Annotated in this window: 32 protein-coding genes and 1 tRNA gene; 20 read left to right on the top strand and 13 right to left on the bottom strand. The window is 70.7% G+C overall.

Annotation, left to right across the window (positions count from 1 at the left end; genetic code table 11):
- Positions 1-199: 199 nt before the first annotated feature.
- Positions 200-985 carry a CPBP family intramembrane glutamic endopeptidase gene (locus K3888_RS09860; protein WP_230930085.1) on the top strand — a complete coding sequence of 262 codons (786 nt, stop codon included), beginning with the start codon at positions 200-202 and terminating at the stop codon, positions 983-985.
- 39 nt (positions 986-1,024) lie between these two features.
- Here the strand turns inward: K3888_RS09860 and K3888_RS09855 are convergent, their stop codons facing one another.
- The 5 genes from K3888_RS09855 to rpmB form a co-directional block, all read right to left on the bottom strand.
- Entirely contained in the window at positions 1,025-1,990 is a 966-nt protein-coding gene (locus K3888_RS09855) for an AEC family transporter (RefSeq protein ID WP_230930084.1), read from the bottom strand.
- A 185-nt stretch (positions 1,991-2,175) separates the two neighbouring features.
- Positions 2,176-2,433, bottom strand: coding sequence for a 30S ribosomal protein S18 (gene rpsR / locus K3888_RS09850; RefSeq protein ID WP_230930083.1), 258 nt, complete (start codon positions 2,431-2,433; stop codon positions 2,176-2,178).
- A 10-nt stretch (positions 2,434-2,443) separates the two neighbouring features.
- Positions 2,444-2,749, bottom strand: a complete 306-nt coding sequence (rpsN, locus tag K3888_RS09845; RefSeq protein ID WP_230930082.1) for a 30S ribosomal protein S14 — start codon at positions 2,747-2,749, stop codon at positions 2,444-2,446.
- Positions 2,750-2,752: 3 nt separating this feature from the next.
- Positions 2,753-2,917, bottom strand: a complete 165-nt coding sequence (rpmG, locus tag K3888_RS09840; RefSeq protein WP_010542298.1) for a 50S ribosomal protein L33 — start codon at positions 2,915-2,917, stop codon at positions 2,753-2,755.
- A gap of 1 nt (position 2,918) precedes the next feature.
- Positions 2,919-3,155: a 50S ribosomal protein L28 gene (rpmB, locus tag K3888_RS09835; protein WP_230930081.1), complete on the bottom strand. Its 237-nt coding sequence runs from the start codon at positions 3,153-3,155 to the stop codon at positions 2,919-2,921.
- A gap of 387 nt (positions 3,156-3,542) precedes the next feature.
- On the opposite strand from rpmB, the gene K3888_RS09830 reads away from it, so the two are divergent.
- From K3888_RS09830 to K3888_RS09800, 7 genes are all read left to right on the top strand, one after another.
- Complete coding sequence (locus K3888_RS09830) at positions 3,543-3,803, top strand: type B 50S ribosomal protein L31 (protein ID WP_230930080.1); 261 nt, start codon at positions 3,543-3,545, stop codon at positions 3,801-3,803.
- A gap of 51 nt (positions 3,804-3,854) precedes the next feature.
- A complete protein-coding gene (gene rpmF / locus K3888_RS09825; protein WP_230930079.1) occupies positions 3,855-4,025 on the top strand; it encodes a 50S ribosomal protein L32 in 171 nt (56 codons plus the stop codon).
- Positions 4,026-4,210: 185 nt separating this feature from the next.
- On the top strand, positions 4,211-4,894 hold the full coding sequence (locus K3888_RS09820; RefSeq protein WP_230930078.1) for a response regulator transcription factor: 684 nt from the start codon (positions 4,211-4,213) through the stop codon (positions 4,892-4,894).
- Positions 4,895-4,995: 101 nt separating this feature from the next.
- Positions 4,996-6,288 (top strand): HAMP domain-containing sensor histidine kinase, encoded by a 1,293-nt coding sequence (locus K3888_RS09815; protein ID WP_230930077.1) that lies wholly within the window; start codon positions 4,996-4,998, stop codon positions 6,286-6,288.
- 347 nt (positions 6,289-6,635) lie between these two features.
- The gene (locus K3888_RS09810) at positions 6,636-7,763 is read left to right on the top strand and encodes a S1C family serine protease (protein ID WP_230930076.1); all 1,128 of its coding nucleotides are present in this window, start codon (positions 6,636-6,638) and stop codon (positions 7,761-7,763) included.
- Positions 7,760-8,335 (top strand): MogA/MoaB family molybdenum cofactor biosynthesis protein, encoded by a 576-nt coding sequence (locus tag K3888_RS09805; protein ID WP_230930075.1) that lies wholly within the window; start codon positions 7,760-7,762, stop codon positions 8,333-8,335. The genes K3888_RS09810 and K3888_RS09805 overlap by 4 nt, the downstream gene beginning before the upstream one ends.
- Positions 8,332-8,517, top strand: coding sequence for a hypothetical protein (locus tag K3888_RS09800; RefSeq protein ID WP_269075036.1), 186 nt, complete (start codon positions 8,332-8,334; stop codon positions 8,515-8,517). The genes K3888_RS09805 and K3888_RS09800 overlap by 4 nt, the downstream gene beginning before the upstream one ends.
- Before the next feature lie 118 nt (positions 8,518-8,635).
- On the opposite strand, the gene mscL is transcribed toward K3888_RS09800, so the two are convergent.
- From mscL to K3888_RS09780, 4 genes are all read right to left on the bottom strand, one after another.
- Entirely contained in the window at positions 8,636-9,064 is a 429-nt protein-coding gene (mscL, locus tag K3888_RS09795; protein WP_230930074.1) for a large conductance mechanosensitive channel protein MscL, read from the bottom strand.
- Between the two features lie 119 nt (positions 9,065-9,183).
- Positions 9,184-9,756, bottom strand: coding sequence for a hypothetical protein (locus K3888_RS09790; protein WP_230930073.1), 573 nt, complete (start codon positions 9,754-9,756; stop codon positions 9,184-9,186).
- A 175-nt stretch (positions 9,757-9,931) separates the two neighbouring features.
- Positions 9,932-10,288 (bottom strand): FmdB family zinc ribbon protein, encoded by a 357-nt coding sequence (locus K3888_RS09785; RefSeq protein WP_230930072.1) that lies wholly within the window; start codon positions 10,286-10,288, stop codon positions 9,932-9,934.
- Between the two features lie 36 nt (positions 10,289-10,324).
- Positions 10,325-10,903, bottom strand: a complete 579-nt coding sequence (locus K3888_RS09780) for a 5-formyltetrahydrofolate cyclo-ligase (RefSeq protein ID WP_230930071.1) — start codon at positions 10,901-10,903, stop codon at positions 10,325-10,327.
- Positions 10,904-11,011: 108 nt separating this feature from the next.
- Between K3888_RS09780 and K3888_RS09775 the strand changes: the two genes are divergently transcribed.
- The 4 genes from K3888_RS09775 (at position 11,012) to sepX (ending at position 15,474) form a co-directional block, all read left to right on the top strand.
- Entirely contained in the window at positions 11,012-11,911 is a 900-nt protein-coding gene (locus K3888_RS09775; protein ID WP_230930070.1) for a UTP--glucose-1-phosphate uridylyltransferase, read from the top strand.
- A gap of 264 nt (positions 11,912-12,175) precedes the next feature.
- Positions 12,176-13,438 carry a molybdotransferase-like divisome protein Glp gene (gene glp, locus K3888_RS09770; protein WP_230930069.1) on the top strand — a complete coding sequence of 421 codons (1,263 nt, stop codon included), beginning with the start codon at positions 12,176-12,178 and terminating at the stop codon, positions 13,436-13,438.
- Between the two features lie 23 nt (positions 13,439-13,461).
- Positions 13,462-14,109 (top strand): GNAT family N-acetyltransferase, encoded by a 648-nt coding sequence (locus K3888_RS09765; RefSeq protein ID WP_230930068.1) that lies wholly within the window; start codon positions 13,462-13,464, stop codon positions 14,107-14,109.
- Between the two features lie 120 nt (positions 14,110-14,229).
- Positions 14,230-15,474: a divisome protein SepX/GlpR gene (gene sepX / locus K3888_RS09760; protein WP_230930067.1), complete on the top strand. Its 1,245-nt coding sequence runs from the start codon at positions 14,230-14,232 to the stop codon at positions 15,472-15,474.
- An 85-nt stretch (positions 15,475-15,559) separates the two neighbouring features.
- Here sepX and K3888_RS09755 read toward each other — a convergent pair whose 3' ends face one another.
- The gene (locus tag K3888_RS09755) at positions 15,560-17,296 is read right to left on the bottom strand and encodes an FAD-dependent oxidoreductase (protein ID WP_230930066.1); all 1,737 of its coding nucleotides are present in this window, start codon (positions 17,294-17,296) and stop codon (positions 15,560-15,562) included.
- 215 nt (positions 17,297-17,511) lie between these two features.
- Between K3888_RS09755 and K3888_RS09750 the strand changes: the two genes are divergently transcribed.
- Positions 17,512-17,584, top strand: a tRNA-Ala gene (locus tag K3888_RS09750).
- A 96-nt stretch (positions 17,585-17,680) separates the two neighbouring features.
- On the opposite strand, the gene K3888_RS09745 is transcribed toward K3888_RS09750, so the two are convergent.
- On the bottom strand, positions 17,681-18,916 hold the full coding sequence (locus K3888_RS09745) for a plasmid pRiA4b ORF-3 family protein (RefSeq protein ID WP_230930065.1): 1,236 nt from the start codon (positions 18,914-18,916) through the stop codon (positions 17,681-17,683).
- Positions 18,917-18,981: 65 nt separating this feature from the next.
- On the bottom strand, positions 18,982-19,710 hold the full coding sequence (locus K3888_RS09740) for a potassium channel family protein (RefSeq protein WP_230930064.1): 729 nt from the start codon (positions 19,708-19,710) through the stop codon (positions 18,982-18,984).
- Between K3888_RS09740 and K3888_RS09735 the strand changes: the two genes are divergently transcribed.
- From K3888_RS09735 to K3888_RS09705, 7 genes are all read left to right on the top strand, one after another.
- A complete protein-coding gene (locus tag K3888_RS09735) occupies positions 19,709-19,849 on the top strand; it encodes a hypothetical protein (RefSeq protein WP_230930063.1) in 141 nt (46 codons plus the stop codon). The two genes, K3888_RS09740 and K3888_RS09735, sit on opposite strands and share 2 nt — an antisense overlap.
- Before the next feature lie 18 nt (positions 19,850-19,867).
- Complete coding sequence (locus K3888_RS09730; protein WP_230930062.1) at positions 19,868-20,779, top strand: dihydrodipicolinate synthase family protein; 912 nt, start codon at positions 19,868-19,870, stop codon at positions 20,777-20,779.
- Positions 20,772-21,167 carry a DMT family transporter gene (locus K3888_RS09725; RefSeq protein WP_308281967.1) on the top strand — a complete coding sequence of 132 codons (396 nt, stop codon included), beginning with the start codon at positions 20,772-20,774 and terminating at the stop codon, positions 21,165-21,167. Before K3888_RS09730 ends, K3888_RS09725 begins: the two co-directional genes overlap by 8 nt.
- The gene (locus K3888_RS09720; RefSeq protein WP_230930061.1) at positions 21,164-21,484 is read left to right on the top strand and encodes a DMT family transporter; all 321 of its coding nucleotides are present in this window, start codon (positions 21,164-21,166) and stop codon (positions 21,482-21,484) included. The genes K3888_RS09725 and K3888_RS09720 overlap by 4 nt, the downstream gene beginning before the upstream one ends.
- Before the next feature lie 60 nt (positions 21,485-21,544).
- A complete protein-coding gene (locus tag K3888_RS09715; protein ID WP_230930060.1) occupies positions 21,545-22,753 on the top strand; it encodes an NADH:flavin oxidoreductase in 1,209 nt (402 codons plus the stop codon).
- Between the two features lie 164 nt (positions 22,754-22,917).
- Entirely contained in the window at positions 22,918-23,781 is an 864-nt protein-coding gene (locus K3888_RS09710) for an SDR family oxidoreductase (protein WP_230930059.1), read from the top strand.
- Between the two features lie 5 nt (positions 23,782-23,786).
- On the top strand, positions 23,787-24,185 hold the full coding sequence (locus K3888_RS09705) for a DoxX family protein (protein ID WP_230930058.1): 399 nt from the start codon (positions 23,787-23,789) through the stop codon (positions 24,183-24,185).
- 83 nt (positions 24,186-24,268) lie between these two features.
- On the opposite strand, the gene K3888_RS09700 is transcribed toward K3888_RS09705, so the two are convergent.
- The gene (locus tag K3888_RS09700; RefSeq protein WP_372459555.1) at positions 24,269-25,300 is read right to left on the bottom strand and encodes a mechanosensitive ion channel family protein; all 1,032 of its coding nucleotides are present in this window, start codon (positions 25,298-25,300) and stop codon (positions 24,269-24,271) included.
- Between the last annotated feature and the right edge of the window lie 66 nt (positions 25,301-25,366).

The following is a 25,366-nucleotide window of genomic DNA, read 5'->3' as shown; positions in this document are numbered from 1 at the left end:
AGATCACGGCCGCCACGGACGCACCCTTCGAGGTGGCCGACCACCTGAAGTGACACCGACCCCGGCGGCGGCCGGGCCCGGGACCGGCGCCCCGGTCGGCACCCTCGTGCCGGCCGGGGCGCCGGCGTGGTGCGGCCCGCGAATCGGCGGGCCGCACCCCTTCCGGGCCGGGGCCGGCTGCCCGGGCAGACTGGAGGCCGTGAACAACCTCCCCGGGCCTCGACAGCCGCTTCCGGCCACCGGCGCACCACACGGCGCCCCGGGACTCTGGACGACACCGATCCGGGGACGGGTCGCGGTGGCTGCTCTCGGCTGGGTGCTGGTCTACATCGCCGGGGCCGTCGTCGTCGTCCTTCTCGGGATGCTCGCGGTGCGGGAGTGGGGAAGCGGACGACCACCCGCCGCCCCGCTGGCCCTCACCGTGCTGGCCGGCACCGCGGTGGCCGCGCTCGCCGCCGTCCGGACCCACCTGCTGCGCCGACGACGGCTGAGATGGGCGGACCTCGGCCTGCGACGTCCGGACAGATCTCCTCTACATCTGCTGTGGCAGATCCCGGCGGTGATGGGCACGGGCATGGTGGCCTCGATGTTCGTCCTCATCCCGCTCGCCCCCGCCGGGGCGACGGGGGACGACGCGGCCTCGGAGGCGCTCGGCGACCTCGTCTCCGGCGGCCCGGCCTACGTCATGCTGGGCCTGGCCACCGTGGCCGTTCTCGTACCCGTCGTCGAGGAGATCGTGTTCCGGGGCATCGTGCTGCCGGCCCTGCGGGCGAGGTACCGGGCCGCGGTGGGCATCACGCTCGCGGGAGGCGTGTTCGCGGCGGTCCACTTCGTGCCGCCCGCGCTGCCCTACCTGCTGGTGGTGGGGATCTCGCTGTGCGCCATGGCCGAGTGGTACCGGTCGATCGTGCCCGGGATCGTGCTGCACGGGGTGAACAACGCGATCGTGTTCACGGGTGTGGTGGCCGGGGCCGGGGCGCTCTGACCGCGGACCGGACCGGACCGGACCGGGCCGGGCCCGGCCTCAGGCGAGCAGCGCGGAGACCAGGAGCAGGACCGGCAGCGCACCGAGCGTGGTGATGACCGCCGAATCCCGTGCGAGGAGTATCCCGTGTCCGTAGCGCGTGGCCACGACGAGCACGTTCTGCGCGGTGGGCAGCGCGGCCGCCACCACCACGGTGAGCAGCTCGTGGCCCTGCATCCCGAGCAGCCCGGCACCGAGAGCGTAGGCGAGGAGCGGGTGCGCGATGAGCTTGAGGACGCTCGCGAGCCAGATCTCGCGGCGCGGTGACGCCCCGGCTTCGAGGACCTTCACACCGTAGAGCGACATGCCGAACACCAACAGCGCGCCGGGGACGGAGATCTGGCCGATGAGCTTCACCGGCTCCAGCAGTGTCTCCGGCGGGGTCCACGGCAAGGCGGCCATCACGACTCCGGCGAGCGCCGCCAGGACGATCGGGGTGCGGATGGCCTGCACGAGTGCGCCGAGGGCACCGCTGAGGGCGCCCACGTTTCCGTGTGTGCCGTCCGTCCGGTCGGCAGCCCGCGCCTGGGCGCGCTCGAGGACCGCGATGGCGATCGGCTGGAGGACGACCACCTGGAACAACAGCAGTGGCATGACGAACCCGAGGTCGCCCAGGACGTACAGGGCGATGGGGATGCCGAGGTTGGCCGAGTTCACGTACCCGGCGGACAACGCGCCGATCACCAGGTCGGACGCGGGCCGTCGGAGCCACATCCGGGCGATCGCCATGTAGAGGACCGCGATGATGATCGCGGAGACCGCGGACACCACGAACACGCCGGTGAAGACCTGGTCGAGCGTGGTGCGGGCGAGCGAGTCGAACAGCAGCGCCGGGGTGGCGACGAAGAACACCAGCCGGTTGAGGACCAGCCGGGCGTCGCTGCCGAGAACATCGGTCCGGGCGAGGAACCAGCCCAGGGCGACGAGTGCGACGATCACGGCGAAGCCGTTCAGGACACCTGCCACGGTGGGGAGCTCCTCGGATCGGGCGGCGGGAGGGGCGCGGGGGAGACCAGCGGTAACGCCGATCGGGGCCGTGCGCTCCTTGTTCAGGAGGCACAGCCCCGATCGGGTTGCTGTTGCCTTAAGTCGGCGGCCCGGTGGGCACGCGCAGGACGAGCTGGCGCTGTCTGACCGCGCCTAGCGGCGACTCAGCGGCTGGTGAAGGGCAGCAGAGCCATCTCGCGGGCGTTCTTGACCGCCACGGCGACCTGACGCTGCTGCTGCGGGGTCAGGCCGGTGACGCGGCGCGAACGGATCTTGCCACGATCGGAGATGAACGTGCGGAGGGTGTTGACGTCCTTGTAGTCGACGGTCTCGATGCCGGCGACCTTCAAGGGGTTCTTCTTGGGCCGGCGGCCCTCCTGGGCCCGGGCCTTCTTGGACGGGGTGCTACGTGCCTTAGCCATGATTACCTACTCACCAACTCGACTTCGTGACACCGGGCAGCTCGCCACGGTGGGCCATCTCGCGCATGCGAACGCGGGAAAGGCCGAACTTCCGGAGGTAGCCGCGCGGGCGGCCATCGGCGACGTCGCGGTTACGCACCCGCACGGGCGAGGCGTCACGCGGCATCTTGTTGAGCGCGGTCTGGGCATCCATACGTGCCTCGTCCGAGCTCTCGGGGTTCTTGATGACTGCCTTGAGCTCGGCGCGGCGCTCGGCGAACCGGGCGACCTTGGCCTTGCGCTGCTCGTTGCGCGCGATCTTGGACTTCTTGGCCACGGGTCAGCGCTCCTCTCGGAATTCGACGTGCTTACGGACGACCGGGTCGAACTTCTTGAGGACGATGCGGTCCGGGTTGTTACGACGGTTCTTGCGGGTCACGTACGTGAACCCGGTACCGGCCGTGGACTTCAGCTTGATGATGGGACGAATGTCGTTACGGGCCATCTCAGATCTTCTCCCCACGGGCACGGATACGGGCCACCACGGCCTCGATGCCGTCGCGGTCGATGGTCTTGATGCCCTTCGTCGAGACCGTCAGCGTGACGCGACGACCCTCGGAGGGCAGGAAGTAGCTACGACGCTGGACATTCGGGTTCCAGCGACGGTTGGTCCTGCGGTGTGAGTGCGAGACGGACTTGCCGAAACCCGGCTTCCGTCCCGTTACCTGGCAATGCGCCGACATGGCGTGGTTCTCCTTCCGCCCCGTCCTCGGTGGCGCGCGGCGGAGGAACGCTCGTCCTCCGGCCGGGGCCGGAGCAAGAGCGGATCGCCACGTCGCGAACACCTTGAGAGGCGATTGCAAACGTGCAGACAACAGCGATGGTCTAGTTTACGCAGCCGGTGGCCCGAAACGGTAATCGGCACGTCAGTGGTGGTATCGCCGCCGCTCACGCTGTGCCGGACGGCGGGCGTCAGTGCTCGAATTGGGTGCTCGGCCATCATACGGGTACGATCTACCGATGCGTGTGCTGAGACCGGAATCCCCGGCTCGGCCACTGGCCACAGCGCGCCCCACCCGTGGGGCGAGCGCCAGACCCACAGTCTTCTACCGAGCTAGAGGGATCCAGTTATGAAGAACGATATCCACCCCGACTACCACCCGGTGGTCTTCCAGGACTCGGGCACGGGCACCAAGTTCCTCACCCGTTCCACCGCCACCAGCGACCGCACGGTCGAGTGGGAGGACGGCCAGTCCTACCCGCTGATCGTCGTGGACGTGACCAGCGAGTCGCACCCGTTCTGGACCGGCGCGCAGCGTGTCATGGACACCGCCGGCCGCGTCGAGAAGTTCCAGCGCCGCTACGGCAACCGCACCCGCCGCGCCAAGTGAGCCGCGGGGCGCCCGCGCCCCGATCCACCTTTTAACCCGAGGACACACATCATGGCAGTTCCCAAGCGCCGCCTCTCGCGCGCCAACACCCATTCCCGCCGTTCGCAGTGGAAGGCGGACAACGTCGCCCTCCAGGAGACCAAGGTCGACGGCCGCGCCGTCGTCCTTCCCCGTCGTCTGGTGAAGGCCGCGAAGCTCGGCCTGGTCGACCTCGACCGCTGAACCGCCTCCGGCTGATTCCGATCAGCTGAGTACGGCGGTGCCCGGCGCGCCGCACGCACACGCCCGTCACGAACCCGGTGGATCCTCAGGGAGCCACCGGGTTCGTCGGCGTCTGAGGGGCCGTCCTCAGCGTCACCCTGTGATTCCTCAGCAGGGGTTCAGGCGCGTGCGCGAGACTGATCGTCATGAAGATCCTCGTGGTAGACGACGACCAGGCGGTGCGCGAATCGCTTCGACGCTCGCTGACGTTCAACGGATACGAGGTCGACCTGGCCGGTGACGGGATCGAGGCCATCGAGATGGTGGACGAGGACCGTCCCGACGCCGTGATTCTCGATGTGATGATGCCCCGTCGGGACGGTCTCGAGGTGTGCCGGATCCTGCGTAGCCGGGGCGACGACCTGCCGGTGTTGATGCTCACCGCGCGTGATGCGGTGTCCGAGCGGGTGGCCGGGCTCGACGCCGGCGCCGACGACTACCTGCCCAAGCCTTTCGCGTTGGAGGAGCTGCTGGCGCGTCTGCGGGCACTGCTGCGCCGCCGGGGTCCCGAGTCCGAGGACGCCGACGAGGTGTTGGAGTTCGAGGATCTGCGCATGGACCTCGCGACCCGGGAGGTCACGCGAGGCGAACGGCGGATCCAGCTCACCCGCACCGAGTTCTCGCTGCTCGAGCTGCTTCTGCACCACCCGCGGCGAGTGCTGACTCGCAGCCACATCCTCGAAGAGGTGTGGGGCTACGACTTCCCGACCTCCGGCAACGCGCTCGAGGTCTACATCGGTTACCTCAGGCGTAAGACCGAGGGAGAGGGAGAGGTCAGGCTCATCCACACCGTTCGTGGTGTCGGGTACGTGCTTCGCGAGACGCCGTAGCGGTGGCAACCGGCACGGTCGGGAGGAACTCCACACCGATCTCGTTACACCAGCGGGTCACCCTACTGGCGGCGAGCTCGGTGGGGGTCGCGGTGGCCCTCATGGCCGTCGCGGCCTACTTCGTCGTGTCCGGGTCCCTGTACAAGGGCGTCAACGAGCGGCTCCAACAGCAGGCGGACCAGCTGGTGAACAGCCAGCTCGCCTCGGAGTTCGCGCTGCAGTCCCGGAGTACGCTCATCGCGCTCCGGGCGTTCAACCCGAACCTCGACGCGCAGATCATCGCCCCGTCGGGCGGTCGCACCGCGACCGGCGAGCCGTTCCAGATCGGCGCACCCGAAATCGGAGTGGTTCGGGGCGAGGCGGAGTCGAGCCTGCGCGCCTCCGGGGGTAAGCAGATCTATGCCGTCGGCGTTCGCGACGGCTCCACCCTGATCCTGGCCCAGGACCTCGGCCCCACCCGGGCGACGCTGAACAGGCTCGCGATTGTTCTCACTCTGGTCGGGGCGGCGGGGATCGCCTTGGCCGCGGTCGCGGGCACCGCGGTGGGGCGGACCGGCCTGGCGCCGGTGGCCAAGCTCACCAGAGCGGTCGAGCGGATCGCGCGCACCGACGACCTACGGCCCATCCCGGTCACCGGGGACGACGAGATCGCACGGCTGACCACCAGGTTCAACCAGATGCTGATCGCGCTCAGTGAGAGTCGGGAGCGGCAGGCGAGACTCGTCGCGGATGCCGGCCATGAACTCAAGACCCCTCTGACCAGCTTGCGGACCAACGTGGAACTCCTCATCGCGGCCAGTCGTCCGGGCGCGCCGTCGATCCCGGACGACGATCGCCGGGAGCTCGCGGTCGACGTGGTGGGGCAGATCTCCGAGCTGAGCCAGCTCGTCGGCGATCTGGTCGAGCTGGCGCGCGAGGACTCCGGAGAGGTCGAGCTGGAGCCGGTCGCGGTCTCCGAGGCCGTCGAGCGTGCGCTCGAGCGCGTCCGGCGTCGGCGACACGACGTCGATTTCCGGGTCGAACTCGTTCCCTGGTACTCGTTCGGTGACTCCGCCGGCATCGAGCGGGCCGTGCTCAACATCTGCGACAACGCCGCGAAGTGGAGCCCCCGTGGCGGGACCGTCACAGTGCGCATGCGCCCGATCTCCGAGGCGGTGATGGAGCTGACCGTCGCGGATCAGGGGCCGGGGATTCCCGAGTCGGACCGACAGCTGGTGTTCGAGCGGTTCCATCGCTCGCGCGAGGCGCGGGCCATGCCGGGGTCCGGGCTCGGGCTGGCCATCGTGCATCAGGTCGTCACGCGGCACGGAGGCACCGTCGAGGTGGGCGAAGCCGAGGGGGGCGGTGCTGAAGTGCGCGTGACCCTTCCGGGTAGCGAGGAGTCTTCCGTCTGAACCGACCGGTGGCGTGATTCCAGGCGCGTTTCAGCGGACACACAGCACCGTGGGGGACGATGGCGGGTATGGAGAACGAGAACGGTCGAGTCCCGGGTACATCCGGGTCCGGCGACGAATGGGCGTCGGGGACAGGTACGGGAGCGGGCGGTCACGGTCGGCAACCGGCGGGACAGTATCCGCATGGGGGACAGGGTCCTCACGGCCCGCAGAACCCGTATGCCGGCCCGTCACAGGGACAGGCACAGGGCGCGGGTGGCGGAAGCTGGACCGGCGGGGGCGCGCAGCCGACTACCGGCGGTCCCCAGCCGTTCCCCGGTGGCCCAGGTGGCCCTCAGCCGACCTCGGTGTTCCCTCCCGCCACCGGACCGCAGACCATGGACCCGTCGGCGGCTGGTGCTCCGCGGGAGAAGAAGTCCGGCCGGGGACTGCTCGTCGCGGGAATCATCGCGGCGATGCTGGTCTCGGGCGGTCTGGGTGGCTGGGTCGGAGCGAGTGTCGCCGGAGGCTCCGGTGGGGGGCTCTCGTCGCCGATCAGCATGTCGCAGCCGGAGAGTCAGGCGCCGGACGGCACGCCCGAGGCGGTGGCGGACAAGGTCCTGCCGAGCGTCGTCTCGATCGCCGTGCGCGGTCAGACCGGGAGTGGTGAGGGATCGGGGGTGATCCTCACCCAGGACGGCTTGATCATCACCAACAACCACGTGGTCGGTATGGCGGCTGCAGGCGGCGAGATCCAGGTCCGGTTCGATGACGGATCCAAGGCGCCCGCCCGGATCATCGGTACCGACCCGGCGACCGACATCGCCGTCATCAAGGCGGACACGTCCAAGGCGCTCACGCCGGTCTCCCTGGGCACGTCGGCGAACCTCAAAGAAGGCCAGGCGGTCGCGGCGGTAGGTTCGCCACTGGGGCTGTCAGGGACCGTGACCACCGGTATCGTCTCCGCGCTGGATCGCCCGGTGCGGGCCGGCGGCGCGCAGTCCGACCAGAGCACGGTGATCAACGCCATCCAGACCGACGCCGCCGTCAACCCCGGCAATTCGGGTGGCGCCCTGGTCAACATGAACGGTGAGCTGGTGGGCATCAACTCGGCTATCGCCTCCCTGGGCTCCGGGAACTCCGGGTCGATCGGCCTCGGGTTCGCGATCCCCGTGGACCAGGCCCGCCGTATCGCCGATCAGCTGATCAAGCAGGGTTTCGCCACGCGGGCGATGCTCGGGGTCTCGGTCAGTGACGCGCCCGGGGGCGACGGCGCCCTCGTCCGCGGGGTCGAGGCAGGCGGTCCGGCGGCGGAGGCGGATATCCGTGACGGGGCGGTCATCACCCGAGTCGGGGAACGCATCATCGAGAACGGCGACGCACTGGTGGCGGCAATCCGCTCACACGCCCCCGGGGAGACGATCAGCGTCACCTATGCTGCACGTGAGGGCGAGCAGCCGACCACCGTCGACGTTGTACTGGGAGAGGCGAGATGAGCACCAGATTCGATCCGCGGGCACTGCCCGGAGGCCGCAGGCTGCCCACCGAGGTGGAGTTCGATCCGGAGGCGGCCGAGCCCGTGGAGCCGCGCATCGCGGGCCGCGCCATGGTTGTGCTCGTGACCGACCGCTCCGGTGAACACGGGGACGCCATCGGCCCGCTGGTCACCGAGCTGCTCGAGGAAGAGGGTTTCCTCGTGGGCGGGGTGGTGGGGGTCGCGGCCGAGGAGACCGAAGTGCGTAAGGCGCTGGAGACGGCGGTCGTCGGTGGCTTCGACTTCGTGGTCACCATCGGCGGCACCGGCGTGGGGCCCCGGGACATCACGCCCGAGGTGACGGAGGAGATCCTCGACCAGCGGCTGCCGGGTATCGCCGAGGCCGTCCGTTCGTCCGGGCTGACCGCCGGCGCGGTCGACTCGATCGTGTCCCGCGGCTACGTGGGGGTCTCCGGCAGCACGGTCGTGGCCAACCTGGCACCGAGCCGGGCCGCGATCCGCGACGGTATGGCCACCCTGTGCCCGCTGGTCTCCTACGTCGTGGCGCAGCTGTCGGACCTCGACGAGTTGTGATCGACCGGAGCGCGGCCCGGCAGGACGAAGCCGGGTCGGATAGAACCCGCCCGGACAAGGACCGGCTCGACGCCGTGTTCGGCGAGACCCTGCCCGTGACCACCTCGGACGAGCGGCGCGGGCGGGACGGTCACCTGGACGACGACTGGTGGCGTGAGCAGCGGCCACCCCACCACGGTTGAGCCGCGGCCCCCGGCCGACCACGCAGAGAACCCCTGCGACTCCAGGTGAGGAGCAGGGGTTCTCTGCTGTGCGGAACTCCCGCCAGCGCCCGGGTCCGGTGTGCTGGCGGGCGGTGGGTCACAGGTTGCTGGAGGGGCTCTGCGGGTCGGAGGGGTGCGTCAGGGGACGGCCGGCGAGCAGGTCGCGGATCTCGACCAGGAGGTCGTTGTCGCTCGCGGGGGCCTCGACGCCCTTGCGCTTGGCGGCGGCCTCCTTCATCGAGTTCATCGGCGCCACCAGGACGAAGTAGATGATCGCGGCGATCAGCAGGAAGTTGATGATCGCGGTCACGAGCATCCCGAAGTCCATGATGGTCTCGGGGTTGTCGGACAGCAGCTGGACCGCGAATCCGATCTCCTTGTTGCCGCCGAGAAGTGCGATGAGCGGATTGATGATCGCCGTGGTGAAGGCGTCGACGATGGTGGCGAACGCCGAACCGATGACAACGGCGACCGCGAGGTCGATCACGTTGCCCTGCATGATGAATTCCTTGAAGCCCTTGAGCATCGCGCACTCCTACCTGTCAGTGCCCGGCCCATCATGTGAATGGCCGTGCGTTCGTGTGTGGTGCGAACGGATGGTACCAACACCTCCGACCGGATCCGAAGCACTGTCAACAGTAGTTTTCATCCATAGACGATCACCGCGAGTGGCGCCCCGGCGGCGGTCGCGGCCAGTTCCGGCGCGGCGGATTCGGGGACCTCGACGAGGATCGACCGACCTCCCGTGCGCGCGGGCGGAGCGTCGCGGACACGGGCCGCCCGGGCCACGACCACCGGCGTGCCCCCGGTGGCCACATCGTGGTCCGGGGTCGCTTCCGCATTCCCGCCCGCGACGTCAGCGTGCGACGTGCCGGTGTTCGCCGCCTGTGCGCCCGCGGCGGCGACGGCCACGAGGTCGACGAGGTCCCCGGGACTGAGGACGTCGGCCACGGCGGGGTCGGCGAGCGGGATGGGAACGACCCGCAGTGCCTCGCCGTCTGCCGGCCGGCGGTGCGGGGAGAAGTCCGACAGGGTTCCCGAGCTTCCGGGAAGGCCGCCGTGAGCGTGGGCGAGGTCCCCGGTGGTGGCGTCCTCGGCGTCGTCGGCCCCGCCGGCGAACGGCGCGGCCAGGACGAGCGCACCCGCGAGGGCGATTCGAGCGGTGCGTCGGCGCCGCCAACGACCCGGTGCGGTCGCGGTGGCGATGGTCCGGCGCATGTGACTCCCCCGTCGGTCGGCGCCTAGGGCGGCGGCGTGGGCCCGACGGTATCGGCGGTCGGCCCCCGACCAACCGTGGGAAACGGCGTGGGAGCCGGCGCCTGTGGAGGGGGAGCGGCCTGTGGAGAACCGGTTGCGGCAGGCGGTGGCGCTGGGTGCGACGACGACGCCGAGGCTACGTGGTGCCCGAGCTGCCGGACGTGCCCGAGCCGGAGGAGCTGGAAGCCGACGAACTGCTCGACGGGCTGCTGCTCGAGGACCCGCTGCTGGAAGAGTCGTTGCTGGAGGAACCCGACGAGGAGGAGCCACCGGAGGAGTTGCTCGACGAGCCGGTGCCGCCGGACGAGCCCGCGCCGGCGCGGCTGTCGGTGCGGTAGAAGCCGGAGCCCTTGAAGACCACGCCCACCGTGTTGAACAGCTTGCGCAGGCCGCCCCCGCACTGCGGACAGTCCTTCAGCGAGTCCTCGGCGAAGGACTGCTGGATGTCGAACGCGACGTCACAGTCGCGGCAGCGGTACGAATAGGTGGGCATGGGGCCTCCCGGGGAGCAGGGACAACGCCTGGCACTCTACTCCGCTGAGTGCCAGGTTCCGAAGTCGAGAAGGCCCTCCTCCGTGATCACGCCATCCACCGTGCGGTCGTGGGCCTCGACCGGGACGCGCTCGACCACGTTCTCGGTATCCAGTAGCGCCAGCAGGCGGGAGCGTGGCCCCGCGAACTGAAGGGAACGGTCGTAGTAGCCGCCGCCCCGGCCGAGTCGGTTGCCCCGGCGGTCCACGGCCACGGCCGGCACCAGCACGAGATCGGCCTCGGCGATCGTCTCCGGTCTACCCGGTGGCGCCGACGGGACGGGGATGCCGAAGCGGCCCGGCGCCAGGTCCGCGGGGCCGGCGTACTCCGCCCATCCCAACGGGCCCACCTCCGGGGAGACGGGGAGAAGAACACGCGCGCCGGAGTCGACGAGACGTGAGAGGAGTCCGGAGCCGCCGGCCTCGTCGTCGTCGGGAACATAGGCACAGACCACCATCCCGGCGGAGACGATCTCTCCCAGGCCGCCCAGGATCGCGCCATCACGCTCGGCGCGCACCGACGGCGGCACCGCGGCGCGCCGGGCGCGCACCACCCGCCTTAGTTCGGACTTGTCCATGGCGCCAGTCTGCCTGGCGACAGAGGGGCACCGTCTCGAAGGAGAGGCGCCGGGTTCGGGGCGAGGCGTGGCGTTGGGGAACCAGGTCCTGCGTCTACAGTGATGCCCATGACGTCCACCGCTTCGTCCGACTCGCAGTTCCGGACCGCCGTCGTGCCCGCCGCAGGCCTCGGGACCCGGTTCCTGCCCGCCACAAAGACGGTGCCCAAGGAGCTGCTGCCGGTCGTCGACACGCCCGGTATCGAGCTCATCGCCGAGGAGGCCACCGAGGCCGGCGCGGGGCGCCTGGCGATCGTCACCTCCGAGCGCAAGGTCGGCGTGATGGCGCACTTCGCCGATGACCCGGTCCTCGAGGGCACGCTCGAGGACCGCGGCAAGGACGTGCTGCTGCACAAGGTGCGGCGCGCGCCCGGCCTGATCGAGGTCGTGGACGTGCGCCAGGAGGAACCGCTCGGGCTGGGGCACGCGGTCGCGCAGGTCGAGTCCGAGCTGGGCGCCGACGAGCAGGCCATCGCCGTGCTGTTGCCCGACGACCTGGTTCTGCCGTTCGGGATCCTCGGCCAGATGTCGGACGTGCGGGCCGCGCGCGGCGGCAGCGTGCTGTGCGCGTTCGAGGTGGATCCGGAGAACGTGTCCTCCTACGGCGTGTTCGAGGTTGAGGACACCGATGATCCGGCCGTGAAGAAGGTGCTCGGCATGGTCGAGAAGCCGGCTGCCGAGGACGCGCCGTCGAACCTCGCCGCGGCCGGCCGGTACGTCCTGGACCGGGTGATCTTCGACGCGCTGCGGCGGATCACCCCCGGCGCCGGTGGCGAGCTGCAGCTCACCGACGCGATCGACATGCTCATCGACGAGGGGCACCCCGTGCACGTGGTGGTGCACGACGGCGCCCGCCACGACCTGGGTAACCCCGGTGGCTACATCAAGGCGTGCGTGGACTTCGCGCTGGACAACCCGGCGTACGCGGACGACCTGCGCGAGTGGCTCGCCGGCCGGCTCGGTTCCTGACACCGGCCCGCCCCGCCGCCGACAGCGGCCCCTGGGGCCCGCACCGGCCGCCGGGGGAACGGACGTGGTCCGGCGGGCGTAGTCGAGACCTCGCCCGCGGGCGGCGAACACGCCCGGATTCGGCGGCGCCGCCGCGGAAGTCGGGCATATGGCCGCTACCCTCTCCCACAGAGACCCGGGGGCCCGGCCCCGCGGCGCGGTGGCGAGCACCGCCCCGCGGGTGCGGGCTGATTCGGCCGGAACAGGTACGGGAAGGGGGCACTGGTGCGCTCCGTCGAGGAACAGCTGGCTCTGGTGACGGCGGCCGCGGTCGCCCCGCGCCCGGTTCGGGTGTCGATCTCCGAGGCGCAGGGTCTGCTGTGTGCCGAGGAGGTCGTGGCCGAACGACCCCTCCCGTCGTTCGATCAGGCGGCCATCGACGGCTACGCGGTGCGCAGCGTCGACGTCCGGGTCGGCGGCTCCGGAGACGGCCGCGGCGAGGGCGAGCAGTCCGGCCCCGCCACGCTGCCGGTGGTCGGGCAGATCACCGCCGGCTCCCGGCAGCCCACGCGACTGCAGCCGGGCCAGGTGGTCCGCGTCGACACCGGAGCGCCCCTGCCGACACTCGCGGACGCGGTCCTGCCCGTGGGCTGGGCCGAGGCGTCGGGACGGCACATCACCCCGACCCGTGGCGTCCGCACCGGCGACTACGTCCGGCGGATCGGCGACGACGTGCAGCCGGGCGACGTGGCGGTGCGCGCCGGCAGCATCATCGGGCCCGCGCAGGTGGGCCTGCTCGCGTCCGTCGGCCGGGCCAAGGTGCTCGTGCACCCCAAGCCGCGGATGTCCGTCATCTCGGTGGGCGACGAGCTCCTCGACGTGGACGCCCGCCCCGGCACCGGGCAGGTCTACGACGTCAACTCCTACGCGCTCACCGCCGCCGGCCGCGACGCCGGCGCCGACGTGCACCGGGTGGGCATCGCCAGCACCGAGCCCGGACGCCTGCGCGAGGTGCTCGAGGGGCAGCTCGTGCGCTCCGAACTCGTGGTGGTCTCCGGCGCCGCGGGCGGCGAGGCCACCACCCGAATCCGGCAGGTGATGGCCGAACTCGGTGAGATCGAGGTCAACCGCGTGGCGATGCACCCGGGCTCCGTGCAGGGGTTCGGCCGGCTGGGGCGCGACGAGGTGCCCACCTTCCTTCTCCCGTCGAACCCGGTCAGCGCGCTGGTGGTGTTCGAGATCATGGTGCGCCCGCTGATCCGCATCGCGTTGGGAAAGCGTCAGCCCATGCGCCGCACGGTCCGCGCCCGGACCGTCGCCCCCATCTCCTCGGTAGAGGGTCGCCGCGGATATCTGCGTGGGCAGCTTATGCGCGACACAGACACCGGCGAGTACCTCGTCCGGGCGCTCGGCGGCGCGCAGGGCGCCTCCACGCACCTTCTGGCCTCTCTCGCCGAGGCGAACTGCCTCGTCGTGATCGACCCCGAGGTCGACGCGGTGCGGGCCGGCGACGAGGTCGACGTGATGTTCCTCGCCCAGCGCGGCTGAGCGGCGCGACCGTGTGGAGCGCGTTGGCGGGCGAGACCGTCAACCATCCGGGCTGGCCGATCGAGGCCGGCCCGCTCCGTGTCCGCGGCGGGGTGGTGACCCTGCGTCCGGTGCGCCGCAGGGACGCGCGCGAATGGTCGGCGCTGCGGCTGGGCGAGCGGGCGTACCTGGAACCGTGGGAGCCCACGGTCGAGGGCCCGTGGAGTCAGAACAACACCCCGCGCGCCTGGCCCGGAATCCACTCGCAGCTGCGCCGCTACGCCCGCGCGGGGGCCACGATCCCCGCCGCCATCGAGCTGGACGGCACGTTCTGCGGCCAGCTCACCGTGGGCGGGATCGTGCGCGGCGCGCTGCACTCGGGGTGGATCGGCTACTGGGTGGGCCGGCCCTTCGTCGGTACGGGCGTGGCCACCGCGGCATTGGCACTGGGCCTGGATCACGCGCTCGGGCCGGGCGCCCTGCACCGCATCGATGCCACCGTCCGCCCGGAGAACGCGGCCAGCCGCGTGGTGCTCGAGCGTTGCGGTCTACGGCAGGAGGGGGTGCTGCGGCGCTACCTCCACGTGGACGGCGCCTGGCGGGACCATCTGCTGGTGGCGCGCACCCGGGAGGAGCACGGCAGGGGGGCCGTGGCCGCGCTCGTGGACGCCGGATTCGCGCAGCGCGTCTGAGTATGTCCTGAGCATCGTGACCTGCGGCGCGCCGCCACGAAGCCGGGCTCGACCGCCGTTACGGTTGGGACCTCACCACGACGTCCCGAGTCGGGGTAGACGCTCGAGGAGGCCTGATCGATGTCGAGCTCACTGCTGATCATCCTGCTGGTGGTGGTCTGGCTGTTCGTTCTCGCGCCGATGCTCATCCGGTCGCGCAATCCCATCCGCCGCACCGGTGACGCGCTGGCCCAGACTCGAACGCTGTACTCGGGAGGCTCGGGCCGACTCGTGCCCAGTCGCGGGCCCGCCGCCGCGGACCCGGTGCAGGCCGAGCCCGAGGAGTCGCTGTTCGGTCTGCCGACCGGCGCCGGCGCCACCGACGCCGAGCTGCTCGACACCGAGACCTGGGAGCACACGCTCGAGCAGACCCTTCGCCGGGAGGCGGCGGGTCGGCGCGGCGAGGCCGTCCGCCGTGCGATGGAGGAGCGCCGCAGCGCCGCCGCGGGCGGTGGCGAGGTGTCCGAGGAGATCACCTCCGAGATCCCTGCGGTCGTCGTGTCCGATGACGACGAGGCGGCAGAGGCCGTCGCCTCCGTCGACGAGCGGACCGCATCGGCCGTGGCCGCGGGGACCGCCACCGCCGAGGTCCGGTCCGCCGACATCCGCACCGCGGACGCCCGGGCCGGGGACGCACGCACTGTCGCGGGCCGGGACGCCGCCGACTCGGTGCGGCCCGAGGTCGTCGACGGCGAGCTGCTCGAGCGCCCCGCCGCCCGTCCGGCCACGGGGCGTGTGGATCACGCCGAGGACGCGGCGGGCATCGACGCCGAGGCCGTCCACCTGCATCGCGGTCGTCGTCGTCATGCCGAGCCCGAGGTGGAGCTCACCGATGCCGATCTGGACTTCGCCGAGCGGCGTCGTGGGCGCGGGGCCTACGACCCGATGGCGGATCGTCAGGCCGCCGAGCAGCGGGCGCACGCGCGCCAGCGCACGGCCCTGTTGCTCGTCGGGTTGGCGGTGGTCGCCGTGATCGCAGCGCTGCTCACCGTCCCGGCCGTGTGGTGGTTCGCCGGCGGCACGGTGCTGCTGCTGGCCGCCTACCTGACCTACCTACGCCGCCAGGTCCGGCTCGAGGAGAGCCTGCGCCGTCGCCGTGTCGAGCGGATGCGCCGCGCCCGGCTGGGCGTGGAGTCGCGTGAGGACGACGAGCTGTCGGTGGTCCCGCCGCGCCTGCGCCGCCCGGGCGCGGTGGTCCTCGAGATCGACGACGAGGACCCCGCGTTCGACGTGCTGGACACCTACGATCGCGACCTCGACAGCGGCCCGGACCATCACGACCGCCGGTCCACGCACCGCGAGCCGCTGCGCCGCGCGGTGGGCTGACCCGGGCCCGTCCCCCCCCCCCCTTTGCGAGCACCGACGCCGCGGCCCGAATGAGGGCCGCGGCGTCGTCGTCTCGGTCGCGACGTCAGGCGCGACGCCGTAGCAGGAGCACGCCGTCCTTGATCGTGGCCGTCTGAGTGCCGTCGGGGGAGGTGACCTCCCTCGGGCGGATCTCCTGGGTGATGACGTCCCAGAGGGCCGGATCCAGGGCGAGTTCCTCGAGTTCCTCGGCCGGCGTGGGCATGGTGTGGACAGCGTGGCCGTGGCCGTGGCCGACGGCGTCCGCCCGCTCCCGCGAGGCGTCGCGCCCCCACGGCGGGATGTCGTCTTCGCTTTCGAAGACGTGCGTCACCAGCAGAAGGAGCCCGCCGGGCCGGAGATACCCGGCGGCCCGGCGCAGGATCTCGATGCGCTGTAGCTCTACCTCCGAGTGGAAGAAGCTTGCCGTCACCAGGTCGAAATTCTGATCTGTGTCCCACGTGGACAGGTCGTGCGCGACCCAGTCGATGTCCGCCGACACCCCGCGTGCGGCAGCGGCCTCGGCGCCCCGGGCGGTGGCGGTGGGAGAGATGTCCACGGCTGTGACCCGCCAGCCCTGCTCGGCGAGCCAGACGGCGTCGCCGCCCTCCCCGCATCCCAGCTCGAGGACGTCGCCGGCCTCGAGTGTGCTGACCACGGCGGCGGTGCTGGCGTTGACATCTCCCGACCAGCGGACCTCGCCCCCGGCATAGCGGCTCTCCCAGTGCTCGGCGGGAGAGGGCTCGGCGGGCGGGGCGGGGTCCGACACCTTCCGGACCGCCCGGTCGAACTCCTCGGTGACGAGGGCCATGTTGACCATCCCACCGGCCATCGCGCCCGCTGCCATCGACACCGGAACGGTCGCTCCGGGGTTGGCCACATTGCCAACGGCCCAGATGCGAGGATGACTCGTCTTGCCCGTCATATCCGTGGCGAGGAACGACCCCATCGGGTTGGTGGCCCGCTCCAGTTCGAAGCGTGCCACGACGTCGTCGTGGGGGAGGGCCTGCGAGGCGACGAAGATCGCGTCGAGTTCCACCTCGCTGTCGTCGGCCAGACGCACGCCGCTCAGTTGGCCGTCGCGGGACAGGACCTCGGCGACGGGGGTGTCCACGACCACCACCCCACGCGAGCGCAGTCGCGCCGCGACGTCAGGTTCGATCTCGCCCAGGGCCGCGGTGAAGAAGATCAGGTCGTCACTCCACTGGCGCACCAGTTGGGCCTGGTGCAGCGACATCTCGGACGTGCCCAGAACCGCCAGCCTGCGGCCGCGGACCTCCCAGCCGTGGCAGTAGGGGCAGTGCAGCACGCTGGAGCCCCAGAATTCCCGGATGCCGGGGATGTCCGGCAGACCGTCGGTCATCCCGGTCGCGAGGATCAGTGCACGCGCGGACGCGGGCGCTGCGTCCGCGAACCGGACGGTGAGGCCGGCCTCGTCGTCGTCGGGGTCGTTGTCTTCCACGCCGGTCACAGTGTCCGGACGGATCGTCACGTCGTACGCGGCCAGCTCCGAGCGCCCACGGCGGAGGAGTTCGGCCGGGTCGGTGCCGTCGTCGCCGAGCACGCCGTGCATGTGGGCGGCGAAGCGGTTGCGGGGCTCGCCGGCGTCCACCACGAGCACGCGGCGGCGGGCGCGCCCCAGCATGAGAGCCGCGGACAGGCCGGCGGCACCCCCGCCGATGACGATCGCGTCCCACGGATCTCCGTGTGCCGCCGCGTCCTGGTGTGTCGGGTCTTCGGGCGTCCGGGCCGCGCCATCGGCGTCGCGCCGACCGGGGTCCTTGCTCTCTCGGGTTTCGTTCATGGGTGCAGTCTGCGGGCAGCTGTGCGGCATCTGCAAGGGATATTGCTGGTCCGGCAAAGAGGCCGCAGGCGGTGGCCGCGGTGGCGGGCGTTCGGTGACCGGCGGCCCTGCCGGTTTGGTTGGCGGGCGGGGCGTACTGGTAAGGTATTCCACGCTGCCTGAGAGGGTGGCACTCCCGCCCGCAAGGGTGGATTCACTGCCCGTGAGGGCGGTGAGGGGCTATAGCGCAGTTGGTAGCGCGTCTCGTTCGCATCGAGAAGGTCAGGGGTTCGATTCCCCTTAGCTCCACAAGAGAAGTGGCAGGCCAGAGGCCGTCCCGCGAATCGCGGGACGGCCTCAGTTCGTTCGTCTGGGCGCCGTTTGGTCACCCTCGTCTATGCCGACTCACGGCAGCGCGGGACGGATATCGTGTTCCGCGAGACGCCCACGCGCGCGTCCCAGTTCGGCATCCGTCGAGAACACCAGCCACCGCTCCACCAGGTCGGCCTCGTCGATCGCGCTCCGGAACGTCTGGAGCGCCCCTTTCCCGTCCAACGCCGTCTCGAGCCGTCGGCGTAGATCACGGTCGCGCTGCTGCGCGGCGAAGGCCATCCTGTCGTTCCATCGGTCGTCGGCCTCGTACCGGTCCAGCCAGAGGAATCGATCCGGATCGGTCTCCACGTCAACGGGGTCGTCGGCGTCCGGGAGCCCATCCCCGACGGGGATCACCGCCCCGGTCTCGAGGTCGACGTAGGCGCCGGTCAGGTGCTCCGAATCGCCGAGCATCGTGGCGAGCATGTCGAGATCGACGGGGGCCTCCCGCCCGGGCGACGTGTCGCCCCGCATCCGAGCGAGGAGCTCCTCACCCAATACCTTGTCTCCCGGGAGGCCACGGGCATTCAGCCTGTTGACGAAGGAGAGTACGAGGGCCTCCATCCTCGCGTCGCCGGACTCCAACAGGAGCGCAGCCCCGACGGCTATCTGTTGTAGCGCGTCGTCGACCTGACGCCCTGCGATCGCCGACAGGAGGGCATCACCACCCCGGGCCGAAAGGGCCCGTCGTACCTCGTGGAGATCGCCCCTGGAGATGGTCGGCGCCGCGGGCCACCGAGGATCCAGCATGGGCTCAGGCTGGTCGGGGCGGGCGCCCGGCTGGGACTCGCCGTCGTCGTCGCTCCAACTGCGCCCGTACTGGTCGGGTATGTCTCCCCATCCCCAGTAGGGCAGGGGGGTTCTGGGCCGGCTCCCCAGGATCTCGATCGGGTCGATCTTGATCGGGTGCACCTCGCAGCGGTGCACCCAGTTGTCCCCGAGATCGAAGACGAACCGGAACTCATCCCCGAGTCCCACGGTCTTGGCGACCTTCGTCCGTTCGATGTCCTCGAGGAGTTGGACCGGGCCGAAACCGGACGACACGAAGTCCAGACTGCTCTCGAGATCGGCGACGGTTGTCCCGTCTGAGAGCGTGAACTCCGAGAGATGCGCGGGATCCCATCGAGCGAACGCGGTGTTGATGGCGTTAGCGAAATCCATGAACGTGTGCGACGGGCCGACGGCGAAAGTCCGGCCGGGTGGCGGCCACAGATCGTCGCCCCTGCCGCCGAGGAGTTCCACCGTGATCGAAAGCCAGGTACGTGCCATGTGTTCGAGTATGTCGGCTTGCGGGGGGAGCTCGCCGTGTCGTTAGACCGTGCCCGCTGCTCGCGTCACTGCGTCGCCGGTCTGCTGGGCTCGCGTGGCCCGTCGGGCCCGTGCTGGCTGCCTGTCGCGTCAGGGTGAATGAGGGCCTCCTTGCGGTGCGTGAGTTGCTCGCCGAGCACGGAGACCACCAGGGCAGTGGTCGTACCGACGATCGCGATCCCGGCCAGCATCAACCCCACCGCGAGAGCGCGCCCGGGGAAGGTGACCGGGTAGTACTCGCCGTAGCCGACGGTCGTCAGGGTGGTGAATCCCCACCAGATCGCGTCGTCGAGATCGACGATGTTGGCCCCGTCCGCCCCGCGTTCGAACAGCCAGACGACCGAGGCGACGAAGTAGACGAACAGGAGCATGAACAGGAACGTGGTGAGGAGGAGCCTCGCCCGGAGGGTGGTGCCGGACCGCCGGAAAGCCGGGAGCCGCCACAGATAGATGAGGATCACGAACGGCCGAAGGAGCGGCAGGATCAGGCACACCATCTCGAACCGGTAGCGATGGAAGAACGCCCGGGGGTCCTTGCGGGCGAGCACCGCCCGGATGAGGAAGTCGATGAGGACCAGCACATAGCAGGCGATTGCCGCGAGCCGGGTCGCGTTGACCAGGTCCCGGTCGTGGAACGATCCGGAGACCAGCGCCACCGTCGCCGCGAAGAACAGGATCGAGGCCAAGAAGACGGGCCACGTCGTGAAGTGCTCGAAGTGCTGCGCCCGCTGGATCGGCGACGCGGAGTCGTTCATGGCGTCGACGTTAGCCTCTGCCCACGCCTCCGACGGGGCGAAGGGCGACGACGATGACGACGGCATCGAGCGCATCGGTGGCGAACGCGAGTGCGGCGATTCGGGCGAGGCGGGCCTTGCTTTCTCTCCGGGCGCGTAGAGGGGCATAGTGGTCGACGTGTTCAGCGGACTGAGTGCATTTCCCTTGACCCCGTTCACCGGCGCAGGCCCGGACAGCGGGGGCGTGCCCGACCTCGGCGCGTACGCCCGACTGGTCGCGCGACTGGTGGCGGCGGGGGTCGATTCGATCGGCGCTCTGGGCTCGACGGGTGGGTTCGCCTACCTGCAGCGCGGTGACCGTCGCGCGCTCGCGCGGACGGCCGTGCGTGCGGCCGGATCCACGCCGGTGATCGTCGGCGTGGGGGCCCTGACCACCCGGGAGATCCTCGGGCACGTGGCCGATGCGGAAGACGCGGGCGCGGCCGGCATCCTCGTGCCGCCGCTGGGCTACCAGCCGCTGCGCCCGGCCGAGGTCGTGACGCTGTTCAAGACGGTGACCTCGGAGACCGACCTGCCCGTGGTGGTCTACGACAACCCGGCCACCACGGGTTTCACCTTCACCCGTGAGGTGCTCACCGAGGTCGCCGCGCTGCCTCGGGTGGTCTCGGTCAAGATCCCGCCCGTGGCGGCGGATCTCGGCCGGGCCCTCGGGCCCGTGACCGATCTCCGTGATGCCGTGTCGCGGTACGTGTCCCTGGGGATCAGCGGCGACCGCGCCGGCGCCTGCGGGCTGCTCGTCGGATGCGACACCTGGTACAGCGTGCTGGCCGGGGTGTTCCCCCGGACCTGCCTGGCGATCACCCGTGCCGCTCAGGACGGCGACGAGGAGCTGGCCACCGGGCTCTCCGCGGAGCTGGACCCCGTCTGGGACCTGTTCGACAGGTTCGGCAGCTACCGCACGGTGTCCGCGATCGCCGCCGAGACCGGCCTCGTACGCCACGAGGGCCTTCACCACCCGGTGCTGCCGCTGAGCGGGGACGAGCGTGAGGCCGTCCGGTCCGCGCTGCAGACCATCGGTCCCCGTGACTGAGCCCGGCGGCCGAGTACCCGGTGGAGCGGGCGCGGGCACGGCCCGCCGGTGGGGATTCCTCATGGCGGCCATCGGGCTGGAGGTGGCGGGCTCGCTCTCGCTCAAGGGCGCGCTGACCTCTCCGGTGCTCTACCTGGTGGTGGTGCTGGGCTACGCGGGAGCGTTCGTGTTCCTCGCACTGACCCTGCGGGCCAGGATGCCGCTCGGCGTGGCGTACGGGATCTGGGGCGCCGCGGGGGTCGTGCTCACCGCGGCGCTGTCCGCGCTGATCTTCGCCGAGCCGCTGACCCCGCTGATGGGCGCGGGCATCGCGGTCATCATCGCCGGGGTCCTGTGCGTCGAACTGGGGGCCCAGCGAGCCCGCGCCGCGGAAGGGGTGCCCGTGTGACCGGGTGGGCGTATCTCGTCGTCGCCATCGTCCTCGAACTCGCGGCGACCCTCTCCCTCCGCAAGGCGGTCGACGACCGTCGGTGGTACCTCGCGGTGGTGCCCGGCTACCTGGCCGCGTTCGCCCTGCTGTCCCTGACGCTCGCCGCCGGGATGCCACTGGGCGTGGCGTACGGCATCTGGACGGCCGCCGGCGTGGCGCTGGCCGCGGTGGCGAGCCGGTTCCTGTTCCGCGAACCGCTCAGTCCGCTGATGGGCGCCGGGATCGCGATGATCGGCGCCGGGGTGGTACTGGTGGAACTGGGCTCGGCGGCCTGACCCGGCAAACAGGCTGGCCAGGCCCCCGCCAGACTGACTGGAACAAGTTATAGTTCCCGCATGCTTCTCGCGCCCGGAACCCCTGCCCCCGACGTCTTCAGTCCCGGCAAGATCGGCAACGTGACGCTGCGTAACCGCATCGTCAAGGCCGCGACCTTCGAGGGGCGGTGCCCGAACGGTCGCGTGACCGACGAGCTCATCGAGTTCCACGCCGAGTACGCGCGTGGTGGCGTCGGGATGACCACGGTCGCCTACCTCGCGACCTCACCGGAGGGGCGGACCGACCGGCACCAGTACCACTGGGGCATGGACGACCGCGGGATGCTGCGCAAGCTCACCGACGCCGTGCACGCCGAGGGCGCCGCGGTCTCCGCGCAGGTCGGTCACGCCGGCGCCGTGGCCAACTCCGCCTCCAACGGGATGCCCGCGATGGGGCCGTCGCGCATCCCCGCGCCCACCGGGATGTCCCTGACCAAGGCGTGCACCGAGGCCGACATCGACAGGATCATCGCCGACCACGTGCGGGCCGCCCGCGGCGCCCGTGAAGCCGGTTTCGACGCCATCGAGGTCCACTTCGGGCACAACTACCTCGTCAGCGAGTTCCTCAGCCCCAAGCTGAACAGGCGCAAGGACGCCTACGGCGGCTCGCTCGAGAACCGCGCCCGGTTCGCGCGTCGCATCGGCCGCGCCGTCCGCGACGCCGTAGGCGACACGATCGCCGTGACCATCAAGCTCAACATGGACGACGGCGTGCCCGGCGGGTTCTGGATCGACGAGGCCGTACAGGTGGCCAGGTGGATCGAGCAGGACGGCTCCGCCGACGCGCTGGTGATGACCGTGGGCAGCTCGCTGCTCAACCCCATCTACCTGTTCAAGGGGGATGCGCCGCTGGAGGAGTTCGCCGCGACCCAGCCGCCCGTGATCAAGATGGGCATGAAGGTCGTCGGGCCGAGGATGTTCAAGGAGTACCCGTACACCGACGCGTACATGTTCGACGACGCACGGCAGATCCGTGAGGCCGTCGACCTGCCGATGATGCTGCTCGGCGGGATCGTCGACCGGCCATCCATCGACAAGGCCATGGGCGCCGGCTTCGAGTTCGTGGCCATGGGCCGCGGACTGCTGCGCGAGCCGGACCTGCCGAACAAGCTCGAGGCGGACGAGCGCCGCCGGTCGCTGTGCGTGCACTGCAACCGCTGCATGGCCACCATCTACAGCGGCAGCCGATGCGTACTGCGCGAGTACGTCCCACCGGTGCCGGCGCGGTAGACAGGACCGGGACCGGCTGCGGTCGGACCGCGGATCAGCGCTGCCGACCGTGCGCAGCGAGCCGAGATCCGCGCCGCGCGACCTCCCCTCACGGGGTGCGGCGGGCCGCTACGGTGGGACACCAGCGGCCCGACCAGTCGACCCGGGCCCGGACAGGGGAGCACATGTCGAGGCGGCGGATCAAGGACTACCGGGGCGCGATCTGTGTGGTGACGGGCGCGGCCAGCGGGATCGGACGCTCGGCCGCGATCCGCCTGGCCGACGAAGGCGCGCGGCTGGTGCTGACCGATGTCAACGCCGACGGGCTCGCCGGGGTCACGCAGGAGTGCCGCGACAAGGGGGTCTCCGTGCTGGCGTCCGAGACTATCGACCTCACTGATCACGAGGCCGTTGCCGCGTTCGGCGAGCGGGTCGTCGCCGCGAACGGCGCGCCTGACGCGATCTTCCACGTGGCCGGCAACTCGGCCTGGGGCCGCCCGGACCTGCTCGAACACCGCGTGTGGCGGTCCATGGTCGAGGTCAACCTGATGGGCACGATCCACGTGATCGAGGCGTTCATCCCCGCGATGATGGCAGCCCGCAAGCCCGGCGCGGTGGTCATGGTCTCATCGGCCGCAGGCCTCCTGGGACTGCCGTGGCACGCCGCCTACAGTGCCGCCAAGTTCGGCATCCGCGGCATCGCCGAGGTGCTGCGCTTCGATCTGGCGCCATACGACATCGGTGTGCACCTGGTCTGTCCGGGCGCCGTCGACACGCCGCTGGTAGGCAGCATCGAGATCGCCGGCGTGGACCGGTCGAACCCCGAGGTGGCCAAGACCGCGGCGCAGTTCCAGCGGCACGCCGTCACCCCGGACCAGGCGGCCGAATCGATGATCGAGGGCGTGCGCAAGGGACGCTACATCGTATACACCTCGCCCGACATCCGGCTGGCCTTCGCGGCCCAGAAGTTCGCGCCGCCGGCATACAAGCTGGCGATGAGGCTCATCGCCCGGAAGATCAACAAGGCGGCGCAGGGCGTCCTCCCGTGAGGGGGATGGAGACACTCACCGACGCCGCGATCCTCCTGGCCCGCGTCGGGCTCGGGGTGGTCTTCGTGGCGCACGGGTGGCAGAAGTTCTTCACCCTCGGCCTGTCCCGCGTGGGGGAGCAGTTCGCCTCCTTCGGCGTGCCCCAACCGGACGTCACCGCCGCGATCGTGGCCGGCGTCGAGCTGGCCGCCGGGATCGCACTCATCGCCGGGATCCTCACCCCGCTGGCCGGGATCCTGCTCGGCGCGGACATGGCCGGCGCGTTCTACTTCGTGCACGCCACCAACGGCCCGTTCGTCACCCAGAACGGCTGGGAGCTGGTGGTCGCGCTCGGAGTGGGGGCCTTGCTCATCGCCGCCGTCGGGGCCGGCAGATTCAGTGTCGACAGGGCACTGGGCGGCTGACTGCACGGGCGCACAACAGCGCGGGCGCGGCGGACCCGATCAGGGTCGTCGCGCCCGCGCTCGTGTCGCCGGTGCTCAAGCCGTCATTCGGCCGAGGAGATCGCCTTCATGGGCGTCACCGGCAGGCCATGGGAATAGGGGGCGTCGATACCTGCGTCGACGAAGGCATTGCGGATGCGGCGCCGGAGTTCGCGCTCGGTCGCCCACTGCATGTTGGCGTGGGTCACCGCCGTCATCCGCAGCGACCACGAGTCCGCACCGAGTTCGTTGACGCCGGCCAGCTCGGGCCCGGAGATGAGGTTGGACTTGATCGGCTCCTCGAGCGCCGCACTCTTGGCGGTCTCGATGGCGATATTGCAGGCGCGGTCGATGTCCGCGCCGTAGGAGACCGGGATCTCGAGGAACGCCACACCGAAGTCCTGGCTGTAGTTGCCCACGCGCAGGATGTCGCCGTTGCGGCAGTACCACAGGGTTCCGTGCAGGTCGCGCAGCGAGGTGATCCGCAGACCCACGTTCTCGACGGTGCCCTCGGCCTCGCCCAGGTCGACCCAGTCGCCCACGCCGTACTGGTCCTCGAAGAGCATGAAGATCCCCGAGAGGAAGTCACGCACCAACGCCTGGGCGCCGAAGCCGAGCGCCACGCCCACGATCCCGGCCGAGGCGATGAACGGCGCCACGTTCACCCCGACTATCGCCAGCGTCTGCAGGACCACCCAGACGAGGACGACGAAGGACACCAACGACTTGAGCACCGACCCGATCGTGGCCATGCGCTGGGCTCGCCGCTCCGCCCGCTTGCGGTCGGACATCGCCTGTTCGGCGGGCTTGCGGTGTGCCTTCTTGAGGCTCTCGGCGGTCAGTCCACCGCTCTCGTCGGCGCTGACTCCGCGTTGCTCGTCGTCGTGTTCGTCGTGTTCGTCGATGTCGACGGTGGCCCCGGCATCGGCCTTCCTGCGGCGACGCGGCCACAGGCTCGGACTGGTGCCGTCGGCCGTGGGCCTGGTGACGCGATCGATGGCCCGGTGCAGGATCCATCGCACCAGCAACGCCAGAAGTATGTAGACGACGATCATGACCGGCTTCTCCACCAGCCATTCCTGCGTCGTGTCGGACATCCCGAGATCGGGGAAGGGAATGGGTAGCTCGTTCACGACACGACGCTACTGACCCTCACCGGTCAT

It is taken from the genome of Dietzia aurantiaca (genome assembly GCF_021033825.1).
GTDB lineage: Bacteria > Actinomycetota > Actinomycetes > Mycobacteriales > Mycobacteriaceae > Dietzia > Dietzia aurantiaca.
The sequence above is the reverse complement of the archived record's forward strand: the minus strand, read 5'-3'. Positions and strand labels throughout refer to the sequence as shown.